General features: G+C 43.1%; 20 protein-coding genes. 10 read left to right on the top strand and 10 right to left on the bottom strand.

From position 1 onward, the window contains the following. The 5 genes from ACQEXS_RS14375 to ACQEXS_RS14355 form a co-directional block, all read right to left on the bottom strand. Positions 1–1,403: VWA domain-containing protein (locus ACQEXS_RS14375; protein WP_427014287.1), on the bottom strand; the 1,403-nt coding region annotated here is incomplete at its 3' end. Continuing rightward, positions 1,396–2,364 carry a vWA domain-containing protein gene (locus ACQEXS_RS14370; RefSeq protein WP_427014286.1) on the bottom strand — a complete coding sequence of 323 codons (969 nt, stop codon included), beginning with the start codon at positions 2,362–2,364 and terminating at the stop codon, positions 1,396–1,398. The genes ACQEXS_RS14375 and ACQEXS_RS14370, both read right to left, overlap by 8 nt. Position 2,365: 1 nt before the next feature. After that, positions 2,366–2,830, bottom strand: a complete 465-nt coding sequence (locus ACQEXS_RS14365; protein ID WP_427014285.1) for a DUF4381 domain-containing protein — start codon at positions 2,828–2,830, stop codon at positions 2,366–2,368. Positions 2,831–2,836: 6 nt separating this feature from the next. After that, positions 2,837–3,766, bottom strand: coding sequence for a DUF58 domain-containing protein (locus tag ACQEXS_RS14360; RefSeq protein WP_367990109.1), 930 nt, complete (start codon positions 3,764–3,766; stop codon positions 2,837–2,839). A gap of 14 nt (positions 3,767–3,780) precedes the next feature. Next, positions 3,781–4,737, bottom strand: coding sequence for an AAA family ATPase (locus ACQEXS_RS14355; RefSeq protein WP_427014284.1), 957 nt, complete (start codon positions 4,735–4,737; stop codon positions 3,781–3,783). A 414-nt stretch (positions 4,738–5,151) separates the two neighbouring features. On the opposite strand from ACQEXS_RS14355, the gene ACQEXS_RS14350 reads away from it, so the two are divergent. Then, positions 5,152–7,065, top strand: coding sequence for a methyl-accepting chemotaxis protein (locus ACQEXS_RS14350; protein WP_427014283.1), 1,914 nt, complete (start codon positions 5,152–5,154; stop codon positions 7,063–7,065). A 93-nt stretch (positions 7,066–7,158) separates the two neighbouring features. Next, positions 7,159–7,359, top strand: coding sequence for a restriction endonuclease subunit S (locus ACQEXS_RS14345; protein WP_367990106.1), 201 nt, complete (start codon positions 7,159–7,161; stop codon positions 7,357–7,359). A gap of 90 nt (positions 7,360–7,449) precedes the next feature. Here the strand turns inward: ACQEXS_RS14345 and ACQEXS_RS14340 are convergent, their stop codons facing one another. Next, the gene (locus ACQEXS_RS14340) at positions 7,450–8,379 is read right to left on the bottom strand and encodes a chemotaxis protein (protein ID WP_427014282.1); all 930 of its coding nucleotides are present in this window, start codon (positions 8,377–8,379) and stop codon (positions 7,450–7,452) included. 176 nt (positions 8,380–8,555) lie between these two features. Between ACQEXS_RS14340 and ppiC the strand changes: the two genes are divergently transcribed. The 8 genes from ppiC to ACQEXS_RS14300 all read left to right on the top strand — a co-directional run bounded on the left by ppiC (position 8,556) and on the right by ACQEXS_RS14300 (position 17,634). Next, positions 8,556–8,834, top strand: a complete 279-nt coding sequence (ppiC, locus tag ACQEXS_RS14335) for a peptidylprolyl isomerase PpiC (protein WP_367990104.1) — start codon at positions 8,556–8,558, stop codon at positions 8,832–8,834. A 151-nt stretch (positions 8,835–8,985) separates the two neighbouring features. Further along, the gene (locus tag ACQEXS_RS14330; RefSeq protein ID WP_427011380.1) at positions 8,986–9,453 is read left to right on the top strand and encodes a GNAT family N-acetyltransferase; all 468 of its coding nucleotides are present in this window, start codon (positions 8,986–8,988) and stop codon (positions 9,451–9,453) included. A gap of 170 nt (positions 9,454–9,623) precedes the next feature. After that, complete coding sequence (locus ACQEXS_RS14325; RefSeq protein ID WP_427014281.1) at positions 9,624–11,261, top strand: methyl-accepting chemotaxis protein; 1,638 nt, start codon at positions 9,624–9,626, stop codon at positions 11,259–11,261. A 101-nt stretch (positions 11,262–11,362) separates the two neighbouring features. Further along, positions 11,363–11,881, top strand: a complete 519-nt coding sequence (locus ACQEXS_RS14320) for an NUDIX hydrolase (RefSeq protein ID WP_427011378.1) — start codon at positions 11,363–11,365, stop codon at positions 11,879–11,881. A 251-nt stretch (positions 11,882–12,132) separates the two neighbouring features. Next, positions 12,133–13,899 (top strand): extracellular solute-binding protein, encoded by a 1,767-nt coding sequence (locus ACQEXS_RS14315; RefSeq protein ID WP_427014291.1) that lies wholly within the window; start codon positions 12,133–12,135, stop codon positions 13,897–13,899. Positions 13,900–13,907: 8 nt separating this feature from the next. Then, positions 13,908–14,996 (top strand): microcin C ABC transporter permease YejB, encoded by a 1,089-nt coding sequence (locus ACQEXS_RS14310; protein ID WP_427014280.1) that lies wholly within the window; start codon positions 13,908–13,910, stop codon positions 14,994–14,996. Continuing rightward, positions 14,993–16,039: an ABC transporter permease gene (locus ACQEXS_RS14305; protein ID WP_427014279.1), complete on the top strand. Its 1,047-nt coding sequence runs from the start codon at positions 14,993–14,995 to the stop codon at positions 16,037–16,039. Before ACQEXS_RS14310 ends, ACQEXS_RS14305 begins: the two co-directional genes overlap by 4 nt. A 2-nt stretch (positions 16,040–16,041) precedes the next feature. Beyond that, positions 16,042–17,634: an ABC transporter ATP-binding protein gene (locus ACQEXS_RS14300; protein WP_427014278.1), complete on the top strand. Its 1,593-nt coding sequence runs from the start codon at positions 16,042–16,044 to the stop codon at positions 17,632–17,634. A 28-nt stretch (positions 17,635–17,662) separates the two neighbouring features. On the opposite strand, the gene ACQEXS_RS14295 is transcribed toward ACQEXS_RS14300, so the two are convergent. From ACQEXS_RS14295 to ACQEXS_RS14280, 4 genes are all read right to left on the bottom strand, one after another. Beyond that, a complete protein-coding gene (locus ACQEXS_RS14295) occupies positions 17,663–19,018 on the bottom strand; it encodes an insulinase family protein (protein ID WP_427014277.1) in 1,356 nt (451 codons plus the stop codon). A gap of 243 nt (positions 19,019–19,261) precedes the next feature. Continuing rightward, positions 19,262–21,043, bottom strand: a complete 1,782-nt coding sequence (locus ACQEXS_RS14290) for an EAL domain-containing protein (protein WP_427014276.1) — start codon at positions 21,041–21,043, stop codon at positions 19,262–19,264. A gap of 337 nt (positions 21,044–21,380) precedes the next feature. Continuing rightward, positions 21,381–21,782 (bottom strand): PPC domain-containing DNA-binding protein, encoded by a 402-nt coding sequence (locus tag ACQEXS_RS14285; RefSeq protein ID WP_427014275.1) that lies wholly within the window; start codon positions 21,780–21,782, stop codon positions 21,381–21,383. Continuing rightward, positions 21,779–22,363, bottom strand: coding sequence for a TetR/AcrR family transcriptional regulator (locus tag ACQEXS_RS14280; protein ID WP_427014274.1), 585 nt, complete (start codon positions 22,361–22,363; stop codon positions 21,779–21,781). Before ACQEXS_RS14280 ends, ACQEXS_RS14285 begins: the two co-directional genes overlap by 4 nt. Between the last annotated feature and the right edge of the window lie 5 nt (positions 22,364–22,368).

Raw genomic sequence — 22,368 nt, 5'->3', positions numbered from 1 at the left:
TGTTGCTGTTGCTGTTGCTGTTGCTGTTGCTGTTGCTGTTGCTGTTGCTGTTGCTGTTGCTGTTGCTGTTGCTGTTGTGCTTTCTTCACAACATCTAGATTGAATTTCGCATCAGTATTACTTGGTTCAGCACTTAATATCTCTTCATACAAGTCGATGGCTTTATCAAAATCTCGATTTTGAGCATAGGCATTGGCTAAGTTGTATTTGCTCGTCATGGACTCTAAGCCTTGAAGCGAGTCGATAGCATCTGCAAACTTACCAGCTTGGTATTGCGCCACGCCTTTCCATTCGTTATTTGAGAATGTATTGATAGCGGCGTCTAAGTCTCCGGACTTATAGTGCTCCATCGCTTGTTGGTTTTGGTTTTGAAATGGATTTGCTTGTACCTTTTGACTCATGGAAAGTGGTAGGGCCGTAATGAGTAAAACGAATACCACCCCTTTCCGGAACATGAGCAGCGCTGGAAGGACAAGCAATGGTAGCAGCCAGAATCCATTATTGACCTGTTCTTCAATCACTTGTTTATCGCTGGATTTTGAAGTTGTCCCAACAGATTGTGTGAGTTTAGCGATTGAATCGACATCGCGATTGTCTAACTGAATTGGGGTAAAGAAGCCATCGAGTTGCTTAGTTAGATCTCGCATATTATTAAAGTTCGATTTCGCGACGACGGTGGTGCCGTTTTGAGCTTTAAGCAATGAACCATCTTCTAAAACGACAGGTGCGCCCGCTGCGCTGCCAACGCCAAGAATGCTGATAGACCAGTAAGTGCCATCGAGCAACTCAGCAATATCATTCTTTTCTTGTTGATCTAGGTCGTCTGAAAATAGAACGATGTCTCCTTTATCGAGCCCTGCATTTTTCATCATCTCTATCGCAAGTTTAACGCCAGACGCCGCATTGGCGCCGGAGTAGGGCATTAAATCTGGAGATAGGTTGGGAATGAGGTTAATGATTGTTTTACTGTCGTTTGTGAGTGGGCTAACGCTGTAAGCATCGCCAGCGTACGCGACTAATCCAACAGACCCTTCTGTCCATTGGTTAAGTAAATCGATAGCTTTGTAACGTGCTTGGGTTAACCGGTTTGGTTTGATGTCGGTTGCGTACATTGACATCGACATGTCCATCACCAACACTCGTGCGCTAGAACTGGCAAAGCTAGGCCTTTCTGCTTTCTCAAAACTAGGGCCAGACAGAGCGACAATTGCAACAAGCCAGCTGAAAACTAGGCCCCAAAGTAACACATGCGTATGTGTTTTGTTTTGCATCCCCATAATGTTGGCAAGATGAGGGGCGATAAGCGTTTGGCTACGCTTTCGTTTGGCTAACCAAATCGAGAGTATCCCTAATGGGACTAAACCCAATAACCAGATTGGATATAGAAAAGAGAATTCAGACATGATTTCTCCTCATAATGGTAAGAACAATGGATAACGCGAGGGCAAGAGCTAATGGGACGCCAAACCATTCAGTTTGTGGTCGCCAAGTTTGACTCGCTTGACTGATTGGCTCAAGTTGGTTGATGGTGTCGTAGATATTCGCAAGCTCTTTGCTGTCTCTAGCTCTGAAGTATTGACCACCAGTCATTGTTGCAATTTCAGTTAGCGTCTTTTCGTCAAGATCTTCTGCGGTATTGACGGTTCGAGTAGAGAAAAAGTCTTGTACTACCATTTCACCCGCGCCAACACCGATGGTGTAGATTGTGGTGTTGTATTTTTTTGCGATCTTCGCAGCTTCTAGCGGATCAATTACTCCAGCGGTATTGCTACCATCGCTGAGTAAAATCATCACCCGTTGTGGCGCATCACTATCCACAAAGGTTTTAGTTGCAAGGCCAATACCCTCACCAATTGCAGTTTGAGTACCAATCAACCTGAGTACGGCGCGGTTTAGCTGTTCTGAAATTGTTTGTCTGTCTAGCGTTAGCGGAGTTTGTAAGTAGGCGTGGTCAGCAAATAAGACGAGTCCGAGACGATCGCCTTCTCGTTTAGCAATGAAATCACTAAGCACTTGTTTAACAGCAGACAGTCGATCAATGTAGTCACCACCAACAGCCATATCTTCTTTCTTCATTGAGTAAGAAAGATCGACCACCAACATCATATCGCGATGCTTTGGTTGAGTAGTCACTGGTTCACCGTACCAAACCGGACGAGCCACTGCTAACACCACGAAAAACCAAATCAGTGAAGCCAAGATTTTTGCACTAAGGTTTTTGGGACTGGTTTTCGCTTCCGTTGTTGGTAGGTAAGGTAAATAGATTGGGGTTGACTGCTTTATCGCAGGAACCAACCAATATACGAGTAGGGGTAAGGGAAAGAGAGCAAGCGCTCCCCACCAGACCAATTCGATATTCGCCAATCTAGCGTCTCCTTCTTTTTGGTGGCAAAGCTTCTTCTACCCATTGAGCACAATGTTGAACCAACTGTTGTGAATTTTGTATCGGTTCTTTTGAGTAGAGTGCTTGTTGCCACGCTGTTTGGTTAGGGACAAATAGTGGTTTTTGCACATGCGAATCTAAAAACACATACCATTCTGGCCCGGTTAGTTGGGCGATTTCTTCGCGGGGGAAATAACAGAAAGCAGCTTGGCGCAGCAGCTCAATAGCCGCAGAGGGTTGATCACTATTTTGTAATAATCGAAGGGCTGTTTTCTTCGGTGCCATACGTTTTTTCTTCCAACGCAATGTGAGCCAAATAAGAAGCAAAACGGCGATGGTTGCGCCAACAGCGGCCCACCAGCCCCAAGCTAAAGGTAGCCATGATGGGGCATCCGGTAGATGCAAATCCTTAAGTGGTAAAAGCGAAGAAGTGGAGTTTTCTGTCATTCTAAATTATCCGGATAATTGTTGTAATAATGTTTGATCACTGTTCAGTGAGGTGTAAGAAACGCCAATGGATAAGGCAAAGTCTTTGAGCGATTGCTGTTTAGCATCAAAAGCTTGCTCAATACGTTGCCGGGTTTGGCGCGAAGAAAAATCTAACCACTGTGTTGTTTGTTTATCGGTCACTTGTTCAACACCTCGAAAGGTGGTCTGGCCATGCTCTAAAGGATCCGATATATGGACAAGTCGAACTCGATTGTGTTGGCGAAGCCGTGTCAACATAGGTTGTTGAAGCTCTGATAAGCGAACGAAATCACTAATTAAGATGATCTCACTGCCTTTAGGACACATTCTATTTAGTGCTTCTAACGCATTGGAAAAAGAATGTGCTTGTTCAGGAGAAGGGCGTTGTAGCACTTGATTATGATGATTAATCAGCTGCTGAAGCAGTGCCAATGCGCCTTTGCTTCGACTTGTCGGTTTGATTTCGACAAGTTCATATCCCGTGTCGATGACTGCGCCAATGCGGTCTTTTTGTGTCACTGAAAGCCAAGCAATGAGCGCTGCCATATGGGCAGCAATGACGGATTTCAGCATTAACGTCGAACCAAATATCATGCTGGGGCTAAGGTCAATGAATAACACAACGGGCTTTTCACGTTCTTCTGTAAAAAGCTTGGTGTGTGGCTTGCCGGTGCGTGCTGTGACACGCCAATCGATGCTTCGAATATCATCACCGACTTGGTATTGCCTAACTTCAGCAAAGTCCATCCCTCGGCCTAATTGCCGACTTTGGTGCTGCCCAAGCATTTGGCTCCATAAGCTTTTAGCTGGTGGAAGCCACTGAACCGATTGTTGCTTGTAATATAAAAGCTCGTCAAGTGACAATGTCACTCCATTGGCATGAGGTGGCAATGCTTGCGTTTGTGCTTTAGCCATGTTAAGCCTCGTAATCAGGCGCTGCCAACCAGCGATAAAAGATGATTGATCACTTTGTTCGGGTGTATCCCTTCGGCTTGGGCTTGATAACTGAGCAGTAGTCGGTGGCGCAATACAGGAAATGCCATGCTTTGAACGTCTTCTGGTGAAACAAAATCTCGACCTGATAACCAAGCATGGGCGCGAGCGCAGCGATCCAGTGCGATGGTTGCTCGAGGACTCACTCCCATTTCGATCCACTGTGCTAATGTTTGGTCATATTTCGCAGGATCCCGCGTTGCCATCACAAGACGAATAATATACTGCTCGATGCTCTCGGCCATATGAATATCCAGCACCTCTTTACGTGCCGAAAAGATATCGGCTTGAGAAAGTACTGGCGGTTGAACAGAGTTTTCCCCTTTGGCTTCACCACGATTCAAACGAAGGATTTGAAGTTCACTTTGCGCATCGGGATAATCGACATCAAGGTGTAACAAAAAGCGGTCGAGCTGCGCTTCTGGCAACGGATAGGTACCTTCTTGTTCAATTGGGTTTTGAGTCGCCATAACCAGAAACAGTTCAGGTAACGGGTAGGTTTTTCGTCCTGCGGTGATTTGTTTCTCTGCCATTGCTTCAAGCATGGCTGCTTGAACTTTCGCTGGCGCACGGTTGATTTCATCAGCAAGGATCAATGAGTTAAAAATAGGGCCAGCTTGAAAGGTGAACTCCCCAGTTTCCGGACGGAAAATATCAGTACCCGTTAGGTCGGCAGGAAGCAAATCAGGGGTGAACTGAATTCGGTGGAAATCTCCTTCGATGCAGTCAGCGAGCGATTTTACTGCACGGGTTTTGGCAAGCCCTGGAGGTCCCTCCACTAAGATATGGCCATCAGCTAACAAAGCAACCAATAACTGCTTTACTAATTCTTGTTGTCCTATTACTTGACCGTTAAGGTATTCACGTAGTTGTTGCAACGCTTGTGATGTCATGAAAATTGCTCTCCTCACTTTTTTCTCTTAGTGAATCTGGCTGTGAAAAAGTTCCGTACTTTCTCTTGTATAGAAAATCTTTGCGCATTTTTTACGCATAAAGCAGGTCGCTGGAGGCCGCTTTCTCACTTTTCCAAATTAGTTGATATCTTTCAACCATCTAGAATATTGGGGCGGATTAAAGACTTCCAAGAGGGAACCCCGAAACATCTTGGTGATTATGTGATGGTGAATCAAGAAAGGCCAAGACAGATATTTGCAATTTATGTTTGATTGATGTGTAACAGCACACTTTTTATACGCATTACTGCCGATAGTTTCGCTATTTTTTATGAAATGAGCATATTTAGTAAAGAAACGTTATGTGGAGCCGATAACGACAGCGCACAAATCAGCACATAGAAGGCAGAATGAATGTTCAAACTCAATAATCTAAGTATCAAACAAAAGGTGGTTGTCGGCATTACGCTTGCGGTACTTGCTTCGACCATCATTGTTGGTGTGATGGCACAACGACAGGCACGCAGTGTCTTGGAACACCGTTTACTCAATCTGGATCTGCCATTAATCCTGGATCAGATCACTCAAAATATCGATAGCGATGTTGCTCAATTGCTCTCTGCAGCGCAGCAATTAGCACGGAACGAGTTTGTACGTGATGCAGTGGCACAAACTGAAGCGCCTGAATCTCAGCTGCTTTTGGTCAAGCAGTTAAACAATGTTAAGCAGCAATACCAGTTAAATGATGCGTCAGTGGCGAACCGCGAGACCGCGTATTACTGGAATCAGAATGGCTTCTTGCGCCAACTAAACCGAGAACAAGATGGATGGTTCTTTGGCTTTACTGATTCAGGGCAAGAAACGATGGTCAGCATTTTTACGGAAGCGAATGGTGATGTAAAAATGTTTGCAAACTACCAGCATCTTGATGGACATACGATGTCGGGTGTCTCCAAGTCTATGGATGATATGGTGCGTTTGCTAACGAACTTTAAGATAGAACAAACAGGTTATGTTTTCTTAGTCGATCCTGACGGGAAAATTAAAATTCACGCAAACCGCCAGTTGACGGATAGATCATTAACTGGAGAATTTGGGGCATCAGCCAAGTCTTTATTGAATAAAGGGCAAGTTCAACTCATTCAACTTGAGAGCAAAGGACAAGATCTATTCCTAGGAAGTGCGTATATCCCGTCCATGGACTGGTTCGTGATTGGTGTTGTTCCAGTCAATGAAGCTTTTGCACAGCTTGATGCCACTGCATCTCAAATCATGATAATAACAGCGGTTGTTGCGGTGATATTTGTGTTGATGGGTGTGGTTTTGGCAAACAGCATTACTCGTCCAATTCGCATGATTGCACAACGATTTACGGATCTGGGTAAAGGTGATGGTGATTTAGCGCAGCGTATTGAAATTAATGGCAAAGATGAGATTGCTCAGCTCTCAGAAGGTTTTAATGGCTTTATCGAGAAGATCCACGACACGATGAAAGAAGTGGCCTCAACAAGCCATTCACTCCAAGCTGCGGCAGATGGGGTTTCGATCAAAGCCAGTACTACACATGATAATAGCCAGAGCCAACGAGACCAAACCATTCAGGTGGTGGCTGCAATAAATCAAATGGGGGCGACGATCAGCGAAATTGCCTCCAACGCAGCAACGGCAGCTGAAACGGCAAACCAAGCATCTGACAATACGCAAGTTGGTCAAAATGTGGTGAACCAAGCTAAAGATGCGATTAGCCGCTTAGCCAAGGACATTGAGAATACCAGCAAAGTCGTTGGACAACTCGCATCGACTACGCAAGACATCGGTTCGATTTTGGATGTAATTCGCGATATCTCGGAGCAAACAAACTTATTGGCTTTAAATGCGGCCATTGAAGCGGCGCGAGCAGGGGATCAAGGACGTGGGTTTGCCGTTGTTGCTGATGAAGTTAGAAAGTTGGCCAGTCGCACAGCAGATTCTACTGAAGAGATCCAAAAGATGATCAATCAGCTTCAAAGTGATGCACGTGATGCAGTAACAGCAATGGAAGCGGGTAAATCAGTTACCAATGAAGGGGTTTCTTCGTCTGATGAAGCCGTGGACGTATTGGTGAATATCTCAGATCGCATTCATGATATCTCTGATCGGAATACGCAAGTGGCCACTGCCACTGAAGAGCAATCGACCGTTGTTCATACCATCAACCAAAATATCGAAGAAATTAACGTGATAAATGAGGCGACGACGAGTACGGCGGAAGAGTTGGCCGAAGCCAGCTTAGAGCTAAAAGAGTTGTCGGAGCGTCTTGACCGTATGGTTGGTAGCTTTAAGCTCTAAGCAAACTCTGGCTTGATACAGACCTATACTGGTATAACTGGGGCTAAGTAGGTAAACTTAGCCCCAGTTATTTTTTACATTAGGTAAGTAAGAATGAGTGATTTTGAAAAAGAGCTAGAGATGATGTCTCAGGAAATGGGCGATGAACCAGAAGTTGCTTTACCGTCTCTAGAAGAACAAAAAGCGATCGCTGCGGAACTAAAAAAACTTGAGGCAGAAGGTAAACTCACACCAGAAGTACTCGATCAATACTTCGGCAAGTTTTATGCGAAAACGGATACGCCGATTCACTAATATTAAGTGAAATGACATAGCTATTAAAAAAGCCGCTTTATGCGGCTTTTTAACGTTTATATGATGGCTAAATATATATAGGTGTATGCATTACACTGCATCTTGAGTGGCGTGTTTTTGTTGTTCCAGTTTCGATGCACCACGTAGCATGGCTTGGATTAAGTCTGCTGCGTTAAATTTCTCTAGTGCTTCATGTGCGCCAACTTGATGTGCTCGATCTAGACAAATTTGACTAGAAAGTGAGGTATGAAGAATACAATAGGCACCATTTAATTCAGAGTCATTTTGAGTCTCAAAAGCCAGCTCGTAACCATCTAAGCCCGGCATTTCTATATCACTGACTAATAAGTCAATTGGACTACCCTGAGAAGCTTCAGTTCTCATTAACTCCAATGCATCTAAGCCGTTTTTACAGATCTGATAAGGAATATTGATGCTGTCTAATGCATCAGACAACTGTTTACGTGCAATGGAGGAATCGTCTACCAGTAAAATGTTTAACGCTTTAAGCCTCTCACGCTCAATATCGGTTAGCATCGGGATTTTTGTTGATTCATATTGTGGATAGATTTTTGAGAGCAGCAGTTCGACATCCAACATCTGAACGATACTGTTGTCATAGCGTGTAATGCCAGTAACAAACACATTATGACCAGCACTTGATGGGGCGGATTCAATGGATTTCCAGTCGCATTCAATAATTTTCTCGATTGACTTGACCATAAAAGCAACGACGGTTCTCAAACAGTCTGTCACGATCAGATAACAAGAACTGTACTCTTCTTCAGTAATTGGGCGAAAGCCAATCGCTGCGGCCATATCAATGACAGGGACGGTGAGGTCACGAATGGTGACGGTTCCAACAACATGATGATGAGAATAAGGAATCTGAGTCATCGGCATGAAAGGCACTATTTCTCTTACTTTTAATGTCCCTATGGCAAACAGTTGCTTTTGGGCATTCAAAGTAAACATGAGCATACCTTGAGATTGATTCGCTTTACTTACTACTTTGGGCATACATCTTCTCAAATTCATACGTATCTAAACTAAAATACTAACCCATTTGGGGAGGGTTTCAATCAAAGTAATGTTGCTACTTGTTTTAATTGACCGATTATTGATCCACTTTAAATTTGTGATAAAAGTGTCTTTAGGTACAATCCGCCCCAATGACTTCAAATTAGAGAAAAGATATGGCGAATACAGCAGCCGCTTTACATATTTTGGTTAAGCATAAAGAGCAAGCAGAAGACATTGTTAAACAGCTAAAGAAAGGTGCTAAGTTTCAAACGCTAGCGAAGAAATACTCTACCTGCCCATCTGGAAAACGTGGTGGGGATTTAGGAGAGTTTCGTCGTGGGCAAATGGTGCCTCAGTTTGACAAAGTGTGTTTTAGTGGCGAAACACTGGTTCCACACATTGTAAAAACGAAATTTGGCTGGCATGTTGTGAAAGTTCTATATAGAACATAATGATAGCCAGTGAGAAATACATTTCTCTCTGCGCTTTCTCGTCAGTCTATCTACAGGATGGATAGCACCTGTTGTTATGGTTCGGTTTGCCAGTAAATCGAGCCATTTTTAATACAACTAAACTGCCGGATATCTTATCAAAGAGGGAACGATGATCAGCCTACATCCACTGCAAGAACCCCACCTACAACAACTCGAACACCTCAAGGTGTCTGATGAACAGCTTAAGTATGTTGGCACTATGGAAGAAATATTGGTCAATGTGAGTGATATTGTACATCCTCATGTTGTGGTCGTTGAAAACCAAGTGGTTGGAATTTTTCTTATCGACACCCAATATCATCTGCAATACGACTTCTGTGGTGATAAGGCATTAGGCTTTCGTGCATTTTTTATTGACGAAAAACATCAAGGTAAGGGGTACGCCTCTGCTGTAATGAAGGAACTAAGAGAATACATAAATCAGCACTATTTAGATTCTGAGTACCTTTATCTAACGGTAAACTGCAAAAATCCAATTGCATACCGATGTTATGCCAATGCTTATTTCGTTGATACGGGCGAATTATATCATGGTGGCGCAGCTGGCCCGCAGCATATTATGCTAATGAATCTCTAATGTATAACGAGCTTTCAGTCTGTTAAATAAATATTAATATCAGTAGGTAGTGTAGATACGGTTTTTTATAGAAGTACCCATTGTCATTAGTTTTAACTGCTAACTTTGTACTATTAAAGAATTAAAAAATTCTTATCGATTACAACAAACGGTTAGTTAGGGAAATGACTATGATTTTCAAACGACTTAATCAAGTCTCTATTGCTGGGCGGGCTTGGTCTATCTTGGCACTCTTCGCCATTGGCCTCTTTGTAAATACGTTGTTGGATGCATCTAAAACCAGAAAACACATGCGAGAGAATTACGAGCGCGGTGTGGCAGTGTTGGTTGAAAGTGCGGAAGGCATTGTTGAGCAACATTACAACTTATTTAAAAATGGTTCACTCAATGAAGAAGAGGCGAAGCGTCGGGCTCTTGTTGCTGTGTCCGCTATGCGATTTGATGGCGGGAATTACATTTTTATTGGTGATAACGACGGCGTGCAGTTAGCTACTGGAGTCAGTTCGTTATTAGGTAAGAATATTATGCCGCTGAAAGACTCAACCGGTAAGCTGTTTGTTGAAGAGCTGTATCAGGCGGCAAGAAATGGCGGTGGGTTTGTTGACTATTTCTGGCACAATCCAGACAAATCAACGGCTGCGCCAAAGACCAGTTATGCAGTGATGTTTGAACCATGGCAGTGGATGATTGGTTCTGGGATGAATATGGTGGCACTGGAAGCAGACATTCAACGCTCAGAATGGGTTTCTATACTCAACGCACTGATGATTTTAGTCGTACTGTCAATCTTCATTGGGTTCTTTATTAGAACGATCACATCCCCACTTAAGAAAACTGTGAATGCGATGAAAGAGCTTTCCAAAGGAGAAGGGGATTTAACCCAAAGGCTCAATGAAGATGGAACGAAAGAGCTTGGGGAATTAGCGCGGTACTTTAATCAGTTTGTGGCGTCTGTTCAAAACATCATGCTTTGTATCAGTGATGCTGGCAGCCAAGTGTCTTCAGCCGCGACACAGTTATCCAGCTCAGTTCACCATATCGATGACCATCTCAATCAACAACAAAATGATGTTGACCAATTGGCAACGGCAATGACCGAAATGCTTGCGACGGTTGAAGAAGTGGCAGGTCGCACTGTGGAAGCAAATGATGCCAGTAAATTAGCCGCAGACGAAACGCAAAATAGTCGCACAATCATTAACCAGAACGTCAGTGAAGCGAATTTACTTGCCGAAGAAATTGAACGAGCAAGTGAGGTAGTACAAAAACTGGCTGATGATGCACGCAACGTGGATACCGTGTTAGAAGTAATACGTGGCGTCGCAGAGCAAACCAACTTACTTGCCTTAAATGCTGCTATAGAGGCGGCAAGAGCCGGTGAACAAGGTCGAGGCTTTGCTGTGGTTGCAGATGAAGTTCGGACGTTATCCTTACGCACACAAGAGTCGACACTTGAGATCCAGACTATCGTTGAAAAGCTGCAACATGGTGCAACCAATGTGGTGAGTGTGATGGAATCTGGGGCGAAGAAAGCCGCTTATGCGTCAAGTATGTCTGAGGATGCTGGAGAGGCATTGCAGAAAATAAATGCTGAAGTGCATACCATTGAAGAGATGAACCAGCACATTGCGACGGCAGCAGAGGAACAAACGGTGACGGTGGATGATATTAACCGTAATGTGGTTAGCTTGCGAGATATGACGGTATCGGTTTCTGCTGAATCGGCGCAAATGGCAAGTGCAAGTAAAGAGCTAAATCATGTATCACAAACGTTAGTCGGCATGATCAATCGCTTCAAAATTGCGTAGTAAACCAACCGCAAACACGGCAGTTTCCCCATAGCACTTTATTTGTTGTGGGGAAATGATGTGTTAGAATCGCCGCAAATTCTTGATATTCCCTTCCTGAAATGAGACACCTAAATACCACGATTCATCCTGATATCGATCACCTTGATAATAAGATTATTTTTAAGCGAAATGCAGCACGAGCCATTGTTGTTGATGGCGAAGATATCTTGTTGCTTTATACCGAGCGTTATCACGATTACACCATCCCTGGGGGCGGTTTAGACGAAGGTGAAGATGTGATTGCTGGGATGGTTCGAGAGCTTGAAGAAGAAACGGGCGCTAAGAACATCCACAACATTAAACCGTTTGGGATTTATGAGGAATTTCGCCCTTGGTATAAAGCTGATGCGGACGTCATGCATATGCTGTCGTACTGCTATACCTGCAAAATAGATCGTGAACTGGGCGAAACTTCTTACGAAGATTATGAAATAAAAAATGGTATGAAGGCGGTCTGGATGAATATTCACGATGCGATCGCTCATAATGAGAAGACCATGGCGGAAAGCGAAAAGAAAGGGATGAGTATAGAGCGTGAAACGTTCTTACTGCACCTGATTGCTAAAGAGATGTTGTAACCGGTGGTATAAAAAAGCGGAGGAAATCCCTCCGTTTTTATCATCACACGTGGACAAATTCTCACGGTTATTCGCCTTTAGTGCCACTCCTTCCTATACTTATCCAAGTGATTGAAATATGAATAGTAATTGCTTATAAATAAGTAATGATTCCGTGTCGTGCACGGTATAAAGGGACGTTATGCTTAAGGGAGTAAACTATGGGGAAGATCCATCAAACCGTTCTAGCGAGTGTGTTATCCGTATTTGCAATGGCATCTTATGCTGAGGTGATTGAATCAACGATTCTTGTTGGTTTTGGTAGCGCAAAATATCCTGCTGACTTCAAACACTTTGACTACGTCAATCCTGAAGCACCCAAAAAAGGTAAAATCACCTACGGCCAAGTAGGAACGTATGACAACTTTAACCGCTTTGCTTCCCGTGGTGTTCCTGCTGCGGCTACTGGCCAGTTGTACGATACCCTCATGTATTCCCCGAATGATGAAATCGATGCTTATTACCCCTTAATCACCGAAAAAGTCCGCTATTCTGACGACTACTCATGGATGGAGATTGATATTAATCCGAAAGCTCGATTCCATGATGGCAAGCCAATTACCGCGCATGATGTTGTGTTTACCTTCAATAAATTTATGACAGAAGGTGTACCGCAATATCGTGTCTACTATAAAGAGATCAAATCAGTTACTGCTAAGTCTGATTTAACAGTGCGCATTGATATGGCGACACCAAACAGAGAAAAACTCTTTAGTTTTGCGCAATCGACACGTGTTCTACCTGAACATTATTGGAAAGATAAGAACTTCTCTGAGCCACTCTCTAGCCCCCCTGTTGGAAGTTCGGCATATAAAATCGTGGATTATAAGTCAGGTCAAAGTGTGACCTATGAATTGGTAAAAGACTATTGGGCTGCCGAGTTACCTGTAAACGTTGGACGAAATAATTTCAAAACGATCCAATATGACTATTACCGTGATGACACCGTGATGCTTGAGGCTTTTAAAGCGGGCGAGTTTGATTTTCGTCAGGAAACATCAGCCAAATTCTGGGCTAACTCTTATACCGGTTCGAACTTTGATAAAGGTTATATCAAAAAAGAAGAGATCCCCCATCAGAAGCCTGAATCTACCCAAGCGTTTGTATTTAATACCCAATCGGGCGTCTTTAAAGATGCCAAAGTTCGCGAAGCTTTGAGCTATGCGATGGACTTTGAGTGGATGAATACCAACATGTTTTATGGGCAATACACACGTACCCGCAGCTACTTTCAAAACACAGATTATGAGGCGAAAGGGAAACCAACATCGGAAGAATTGGCTATTCTCAATCCCTTCAAAGATAAAATCCCAGCTCGTGCTCTAACTGATGAATTCCAACCGCCAATGACCGATGGTAGTGGTCGTATTCGCGCGCAAATGCGTACGGCATTCAAGCTGCTAAAAGAAGCAGGATGGGAATTGAAAAATAAGGTAATGACCAACAAAGCCACAGGTCAACCCTTTGAGTTTGAGCTGCTCATTTATAGCCCGACAACTGAACGTATTGCGATCCCACTGCAGAAAAACCTCAAGCGTATGGGGATCAACATGAAAATCCGTACGGTGGACACGACACAATATATAAAACGTTTACGTGACCGAGACTTTGATATGGTATCGCGCGGGTATTCTGCAAATCCTTACCCAAGCTCTAACCTACTGATCATATGGAATTCTCAATATATTGATTCCACTTACAATACTGCTGGTGTGATGGATCCGGTGGTGGATAGCCTCACAGAACAGATTGCAAAAAATCAGCAACATCCAGATAAGTTGCTGCCATTGGGACGTGCACTTGACCGTGTGTTGCAGTGGAACTTCTACATTATCCCGCAGTGGCATTTGAGTTCTTATCGCGTGGCAATGTGGGATAAGTTTGAGCGCCCAAGTGTGATGCCTAAATACGATTTAGGTGTAGATACGTGGTGGGTGTCAGACGCCAAAGCGGCGAAACTCCCTGAAAAACGTCGTTAGAGGTTTCAATGGCTGCCTATATTTTTCGTCGTTTATTGTTGGTGATTCCCACTTTGTGGGCGATCATCACGATTAACTTCTTCATTATTCAAATTGCACCGGGTGGACCGGTTGAGCAAGCCATTGCTCAACTAGAAGGGCATTCTTCAGGCATCATGGAGCGTTTTGCTGGTGGTGGTAGTGAAGTTGATCTCGGAGAGGCAGAGCCTGAAGGTGCATCTGGATACAAAGGATCGCGAGGTTTAGATCCTGAAGTAGTTGAAGAGATTAAAAAGCAATTTGGTTTTGATAAGCCATTACATGAGCGCTATTTCGAAATGGTCAAAGATTATGCCACGTTCAACTTTGGAGAGAGCCTTTTCAAGGGAGGGAATGTGATTGACCTGATTGTAGAGCGATTACCCGTCTCAATTTCACTCGGGCTGTGGAGTACGCTAATCATCTACTTGATCTCAATTCCGCTAGGGATACTCAAAGCGATACACCATGGCTCTCGGTTTGATATCTGGTCAAGTGCACTTGTGATCATTGGTTACGCTATTCCCGGCTTCTTATTTGCCATCATTTTAATTATCTTGTTTGCCAGTGGTAACTACTTCAGTTGGTTTCCGCTGCGCGGTTTAGTTTCTTCCAATTTTGAACAGCTCACTTGGTATCAACAGATCCTTGATTACTTTTGGCATTTAGCCTTACCTATTTGTGCGATGGTAATTGGTGGCTTTGCGACGTTAAGTATGCTGACGAAAAACTCATTCCTTGATGAAATAAATAAACAATATGTTGTAACGGCAAGGGCAAAGGGGCTTGATGAGCGCAACATCTTGTATAAGCATGTGTTTCGTAATGCCATGTTGATCATTATCGCTGGTTTTCCAAGTGCGTTTATTAGCATCTTCTTTACGGGTTCAATGCTCATTGAAGTCATGTTTTCTCTAGAAGGTATTGGCTTGCTTGGGTTTGAGTCCACCATTCAGCGTGATTATCCGGTGGTATTCAGTTCTTTGTATATCATGACTTTGCTGGGTCTAATTTTGAGCATTATTTCGGATCTCACATACACCTGGGTCGATCCGCGAATTGATTTTGAGGCGAGATGATGTGGCATAAAAAAAACGTCAGACGTAATCCATTAAACGAAGCACGATGGCATCGATTTAAAGCCAATAAACGTGGTTTGTATTCTCTGTGGGTTTTCTCATTATTATTCGTTGTCAGCCTATTTGCTGAGTTTATTGCCAATGACAAGCCGCTACTAATCGAATTTGACCAGCAATGGTATTTCCCAATTTTTCACGAATATGCAGAGACAGAATTTGGCGGTGAATTTGAAACAGAAGCGGATTACACCGACCCTTTTGTGATCGAGTTAATCGAAGAGAATGGATATATTGTCTGGCCTCTGGTTCCTTTTAGTTACGACACGATTAACTTCAATATTACCTCAGCGGTGCCTTCTGCACCGGATAATGTCAATTGGCTAGGAACTGATGATAAAGGGCGAGATGTGCTTGCTCGGGTGATCTACGGGTTTCGTATATCGGTTTTGTTTGGGTTTGTTCTGACCATCATATCGAGCGTGATTGGCGTAATAGTGGGGGCAACACAAGGGTATTACGGTGGTTGGTTAGACTTATTGGGCCAGCGTTTTATCGAAGTTTGGTCAGGCATGCCAACGTTATTCTTACTCATCATTTTATCCAGTTTTGTTGAGCCAAATTTCTGGTGGTTGCTCGGTATTATGGTGTTATTTAGTTGGATGAGCTTAGTCGGAATTGTTCGGGCAGAGTTCTTACGTTGCCGTAACTTTGATTATGTTCGTGCAGCGCAGGCGATGGGCGTCTCCGATAATCGCATAATGCTGCGACATATGTTGCCCAATGCCATGGTTGCGTCACTGACGATGATGCCATTTATTCTCTCCGGCTCTGTAACCACGTTGACATCTCTCGATTTCTTAGGCTTTGGGCTTCCTGCTGGTTCTCCGTCTTTAGGAGAGCTCCTTGCACAAGGTAAGGCCAATCTGCAAGCACCTTGGCTCGGGATTTCTGCGTTCCTGATTCTTTCAATGATGCTGACTCTATTAGTATTTATTGGTGAAGCGGTGCGCGATGCCTTTGACCCACACCATCAAGGAAGGTAGCCATGAGTGAACCAATCTTATCTATTGAAAACCTTTCTATTGGCTTTGGCCGAGAAAATGCAGTTGAAACCGTAACAAAGAATGTGTCACTTTCCATTAGCAAGGGCGAAACGCTAGCACTGGTAGGGGAGAGTGGTTCAGGTAAATCTGTTACCGCGAATGCGATTCTAAAATTGCTTCCTAAAGGTTCGGCTCATTACTTGGAAGGTAAGATCCAGTTTGATGATCTTGATATTTTCAGTTGCTCTGAACGTCAACTGAGAGGCATTCGTGGTGGCCGAATCGGGATGATTTTTCAAGAGCCCATGGTATCGCTCAATCCGCTGCATAAAATTGGCAAACAACTCGTTGAAACGCTATCGATCCATCGAGGTATGCGAACTCGTCAAGCAGAAGCATTGGCGATAGATTGGCTTGCGAAAGTTGGGATACGACACCCCGATATTAAAATAAATGCCTATCCTCATGAGTTATCTGGTGGCGAAAGACAACGAGTGATGATTGCGATGGCATTAATTAATGAACCTGAACTCCTTATCGCTGATGAGCCGACAACGGCACTTGATGTCTCTGTTCAAGCCCAAATTCTGGATTTGCTAAAAACCTTACAGCAAGAATTGGGCATGGCGATGCTGTTTATTACGCATGATTTGAGTATTGTTAGGCGCATTGCTGATAGGGTCGCCGTCATGCAGCAAGGTGAGCTGGTTGAAGCAGGAGAATGTAAAGCGGTGTTTTCTGCACCGAAACATCCCTATACCCGAGAGCTCATCGATTCGGATCCTAAAGGAGAACCTGTCGCGGTTCTGGGTGATTCGCAATCCTTACTCACCGTTGATCAACTGAGGGTATGGTTCCCCATAACGGGAGGACTGTTTAAGCGTACGTTATCCTATGTAAAAGCGGTGACGGACATGAAGTTCGATCTGAAGAAAGGGCACTCCATTGGTTTGGTTGGAGAGAGTGGATCCGGTAAGTCGACGACAGGCATGGCGATTTTACGTTTGGTGAACTCAGAAGGCTCTATCAGCTACCAAGGACAAGAGATTCAGGGATTAGATCGTCACTCAATGCTGCCTTATCGAAGCAAAATGCAGGTTGTATTTCAGGACCCGTTTTCTGCACTTAACCCACGAATGTCCGTTGCCCAAGTGATCGGTGAAGGGTTAAGGGTGCACCATACATTTGACGAGCAAATCATTGATGAAATGATTTGTGCTGTGATGAAGGAAGTCGACTTAGATATAGAAACTCGGCATCGATTCCCAAATGAGTTCTCTGGTGGCCAACGTCAGCGCATCGCAATTGCACGAGCGTTGATATTGAAGCCTGAATTCATTTTACTTGATGAGCCCACGTCATCGTTAGACAGAACGGTGCAGGCTCAGGTTTTGGAGTTGTTGAAGAGCTTACAAGAGAAATTTGGCCTGACGTATTTGTTTATTAGTCACGATCTCAATGTTGTGCGTTCTTTATGTCACTATACCATCGTAATGAAGCATGGAGAGATTATAGAGCAAGGAAAAACGCGAACCCTCTTTGCTTCTCCTAAACATTCCTACACACAAGAACTCGTTGCTTTATCTGCATTTTAAAGAAAAACCGCCATAGGGCGGTTTTTTGTTATTTGCTTGTCATTAAGAATACGGCTTTATTCTGAGCCCACATCTCTTCAAATGATTTGACGACGTCATACTCGTTTAAGTGAGCGGCATGAAAGTCGATCAGCTCCAGTAAGTGAGATGGTGTCTGATAGACAAGGCCTGAGTTGATATCGTTAACCAAAATGTCTGCTTGTTTTCCTGCGTAACCTTCAGCATTTGAGTTGGCTTGTGCTTTGAGTGTCTCGCGGATTTGGCTGAGCGCTTGTTCGAACTCTGATTGGCTCAAACCTGCCGAGATAACGCGTTTTATCTCATGCTCAACGGCTTGTTTTAGTTGCACCATATCTTCATTGTTGTATTGAACTCGTACTCTCGACCAAACGTTATCATTAAATAATACTGTTGACTCAACGTTTACGCTGGCATTCGGAGCAATAGTACTCAAAGCTAGTTGAAGGCGCTGCTCTAAAGCGACGTTTGCAATTTGTTTTAATAACAAGTTTCGGCGATAAAACTTACTATCTTGTACAAAATTCACGGAAGTTAATGTACTGATGGAAAACTCATTGGTGTCAGAGTCCGATTGTGCATTGCCATCAATCAAGTAAGCTTGAGGTTTGATCAATGTAACCGCTTTAGCCGAGTTGTTCCAACGGCCAAATGCACTTTCAATGGCTTTAATGCTTTCTCGAATACGTACATTACCAGTGATCACAACCGTGGTATTTGCAGGAAAGTAATTCGCTTTATGAAACTGATTAATCTCATTGCTGAAAAGTGCCTGAATAGCTTTTTCACTCGGGCTTACCACCTCGTTAAGCTCTTCAGCTTCAAGGCCATAGTAGGCATTATTTTGTGCTGTCTGATTAAAGTGCGTAAAATGCATTTTGGTTTCTTCATACAGTAACTTATCACTGTCGACAGTACGTGGTGCTGCGTTGAAGTGCATGAGCTTATCAGAGAAGTTTCGTAATTCACTGGCGAGCACCATTTGAGTTGGCTGTGATAAATCTTTTGCGAATACCGTTTGACTGAACAGAGCATTTGCGTACCACTGTGTACCAGAAATGGTTTTCATTGCGGTATAACTTGCCACTAAGCCAGACTCAGTATCTTGACTCACTCCTGAGCCCACTCGAATGCGAATAGCCACATCCGGAGATGTTTTACTGGTTGGTAAAATGACATAACGTAACCCATTATCCAGCAGACCAACATGAGTTTGTTTTGGTAGTTGGATATCGGATGGGGTAAACCAAAGCTCAGGTGATACCTTGGCATACGAAGGTGTTGGTAGCAGCATTCCAGTTACCAGAAATACTGACAAACTAGACGATAATAAGTGTTGACCCATTTTTTTCAGGTAGCAAAGCATACGTTTCTCCAAGACGAATAGACCAGGAATATGACAGCTTGCTCCGTGTTCGAGAGTGGTAGCATGTGAAATCCAATCACATGTAGGGTTGCTATACTGAACTAGCACTCTGGGATGAACTTTAACTGTTTATTTTTTATTAGAAGTGGCAGATTTTTGATTTGATTCGCAAATATGTCAATGCTTAAGTATTAGTTATTTGCTGTTTCTCAAAAATGATACAAAAGATAGGCTTTGATGGTATCAAATGTGGGTATAACGACTGGCACTGGCGTAAGATAATGGCTTGGAAAACCAGTACCCTTGCAAGTAAGAGGCACCGAGAGCAATGAATTTTCTTTGCATTTCAGCGCTTTCTATTCCTTCTACAACAATGTCGACGTTATTGTTTTGGCATAACTGAATGATAAATTTCACGTACTCAGTCGTTGCTGGATTGTTGAGCGAACGCCATGCAATCGACTTGTCTATCTTGATTTGGTTGAGTGGGAGGTCAAAAAAGCTGTTTAACGAGCTATAACCCGAACCAAAATCATCCAAAGATAGTTGAAATCCATACTCACTCAATTTTTGTAGTTGGCTGGCAGCACTTTTGTTTCCATCGAGAATCATAGTTTCCGTGAGTTCTAGCACGATTTTATGGGGTTCCACACCTGCATCATGTGCCATTTGCTTGACTGTATCTGGAAACTGGCTGTTGAGCAGTTGGAGTACCGAGACGTTTACATTTACCTTTACATCACTTTCGTGATGCTTCTGATACAGCTTAATAAACTTACATGCTTTGGCAAAAACTGAGTAACCTAGCTCGATAATAAGCCCCTTCTTCTCTGCAACTGAGATAAATTCATCAGGATAAATCTCACCAATTTGTGCACTTTTCCACCTTACTAAGGCTTCAAAGCTAGAGACGCGATTTTCTTTGGTACAGATAATTGGTTGGAACTTGAGGCTAAGGGTATTAGTGGTAATCGCACGCTTTAATTCTTGTTCGATGTAGAAATGACGATCAACTTTATCTTTGGTGTGTCCACCATACACGCTAATTCGTCTGGTTTCATTGGATCCGGCAAACTGACAGGTGCGTGATGCAATTTTGACGAGTTCCTCGGCTGTATTGTAGATATCAATATCTGGGTATATTCCAATATTAATTTCTGTCCCATAGAGATAACCATTTTCATCAAGTGAGCGGTGGTAGCCTTTGAGAATACGTTTGCCTAAGTTTTCCAATTGAAATTGATCGTTATAACCACGCAATAGCACGACAAAATCGTCAGAGTGAACGCGATAGATACCAATAAAGTCTTCTGGAAGATCTTTGAGCGAAGTGACTAAGTGTGAGATCAAGTCTTTGAGGATCTGTGGACCATACAAGTTTAGATATGACTTAATATCATCAATTTGAATATAAATGATGGAATAGTTAACGGTATTTTTATGTCGAAGGGCTTCAAGATCAATGGTTAGCTGATTTGTGTTGGCAAGGCCTGAGGTGTTGTCTCTGAAAACGGCACGTTTAGCACAGTTTTCCATCAACTTTTCTTGGGAGATATCGCGATGACAGCCTATAAAATAGCGCTTTCCGTCTTTATTTTTAACGATAACGGTACCTTCAATCCAAGAATATTGACCGTCTGAGCGTAATACTCGGTATTGCGTGGATATCTTCTTTTCTTCTATATAACGAAGCTCTTTTAGCCTTTTATGTAGGCTAAGTCGATCGGTAGGATGAATAAGAGACATCCAAGTCTTTAGGGAGATTTCATTGTTCTCAATACCAAATTTGTTGTAAAAGTTTGGATTGTATAAATGAAACTGTTCTTGTTCCGACATGTAAAATAGGCCGTCGCTAAAAACGTCGAACATATCGGACAGATACTCTCGTTTTAGCTCAGCAATTTCTTGTGCTTCAGCAGGAAAGTGAACGATGGACGGTATATTGTGTTGGGGGCTTATTACAGTAGAGTCTGCGAGAGGTGGCAAATCAAAATTCGAACGAACTAATTTGTAACTTTCTGACATTGTATAAAACCTAACCCATTACATCTCATGGCAAGCCAATTCCGTGGCTATATACTGTAATCACTCTTTTTAACTAATTCTGCGATCCTATTTAGGTTTTTGAAAACGCAGAAGTTATCGTTAAATTCGGTGTATATCACGGCCATTTTATGCATTTGGTCTAATAGTGGCTCGTTGATACGGACAATGTTAATCCGTTAACCCATTTGTTTAAGAACTTGTTGAGTAGTACATGTTTAACATGAATTGGTAATTAACTACTAGGGCAAAATGTTTGTTAGTTGATAGTTTCGACATTTCTTAACAGCAATGAGCTACAAAGTAATCACTGTGGTTATTATTGATTCGAATCTACAACCAATTCTGTATACCCTGTTGTGTCATCTTGTTCACGTGATAAAGAGAGTTTGGGGTAGTGGTGAATAATAAGTTCCGCAGTTGTGTCGACAAGGCTACCTTCCAGCAGGTGGCCTCCCCAGACTTTCCCATCACGATCAGACACCGCAATATGTAGGTGCTGGTGTTTGGGCGTTAGCGTGCCCATAAGTGAAACGATCTCAAAAGGTTGAGTAAGTAACAGTGTTGATTCAGCACCTGCAAGGCGAATATGGATACTTGATAAGCAGCCTACGCATGAGGCGATGCTGCCTGCTTTGATTTGATGCTCAGTGACTAATGCTTGGATTGCCTGCTTTAAGTCCTGCTCTCGCTTTAGACGTTTTACGATAGGTACGATCATGATTTGATCGGCTCTAACAGGCTTAATAAGCCAGTGGTGGCTGTATCGATTTCTTCGTATCTAAACGCTTTACCAAGGACACGCATTCCTTGCATGTGGCTCAATACCAAAGCGGCCAGTTGTGCGGCTGGAATATGGTGAATCAGTTTTTGATCGTCTTGGGCATTTTTAAGTGCACGAGTAATGACTTCAAGTAAATGGTTAAATAAACCATGGCCGGCTTTTAACACCACCTCATCTTCACCAGCATGTTCTACTAATGCATTTTGCATAAAACAACCACAGTGACGTTCGCGCTGAATTGCTGCGAAGTCGAGTAAAAATGTCTTCAGTTCATCAATGTTTGCATTTTCTTGTTCCAGCGCTTTGATACTGGGCACCTGTATTTGTTTTAAGTAAGTATTGAGTGCTTCGTAGTAGAGTTGTTGCTTATCACCATAGGTGTTGTAGAGGCTAAAACGGTTGATCTGAAGTTCATCCACTAAGTCAGAGATGGCAGTATTGGCGTACCCTTTGCGCCAAAATAGCTCCATCGCTTCATGCAATTTTTCAGTCCTATCAAATTTGCTTTTACGTGCCATTAAGA

Source organism: Vibrio sp. TRT 17S01 (assembly GCF_050113695.1).
Classification (GTDB): domain Bacteria; phylum Pseudomonadota; class Gammaproteobacteria; order Enterobacterales; family Vibrionaceae; genus Vibrio.
The sequence above is the reverse complement of the archived record's forward strand: the minus strand, read 5'-3'. Positions and strand labels throughout refer to the sequence as shown.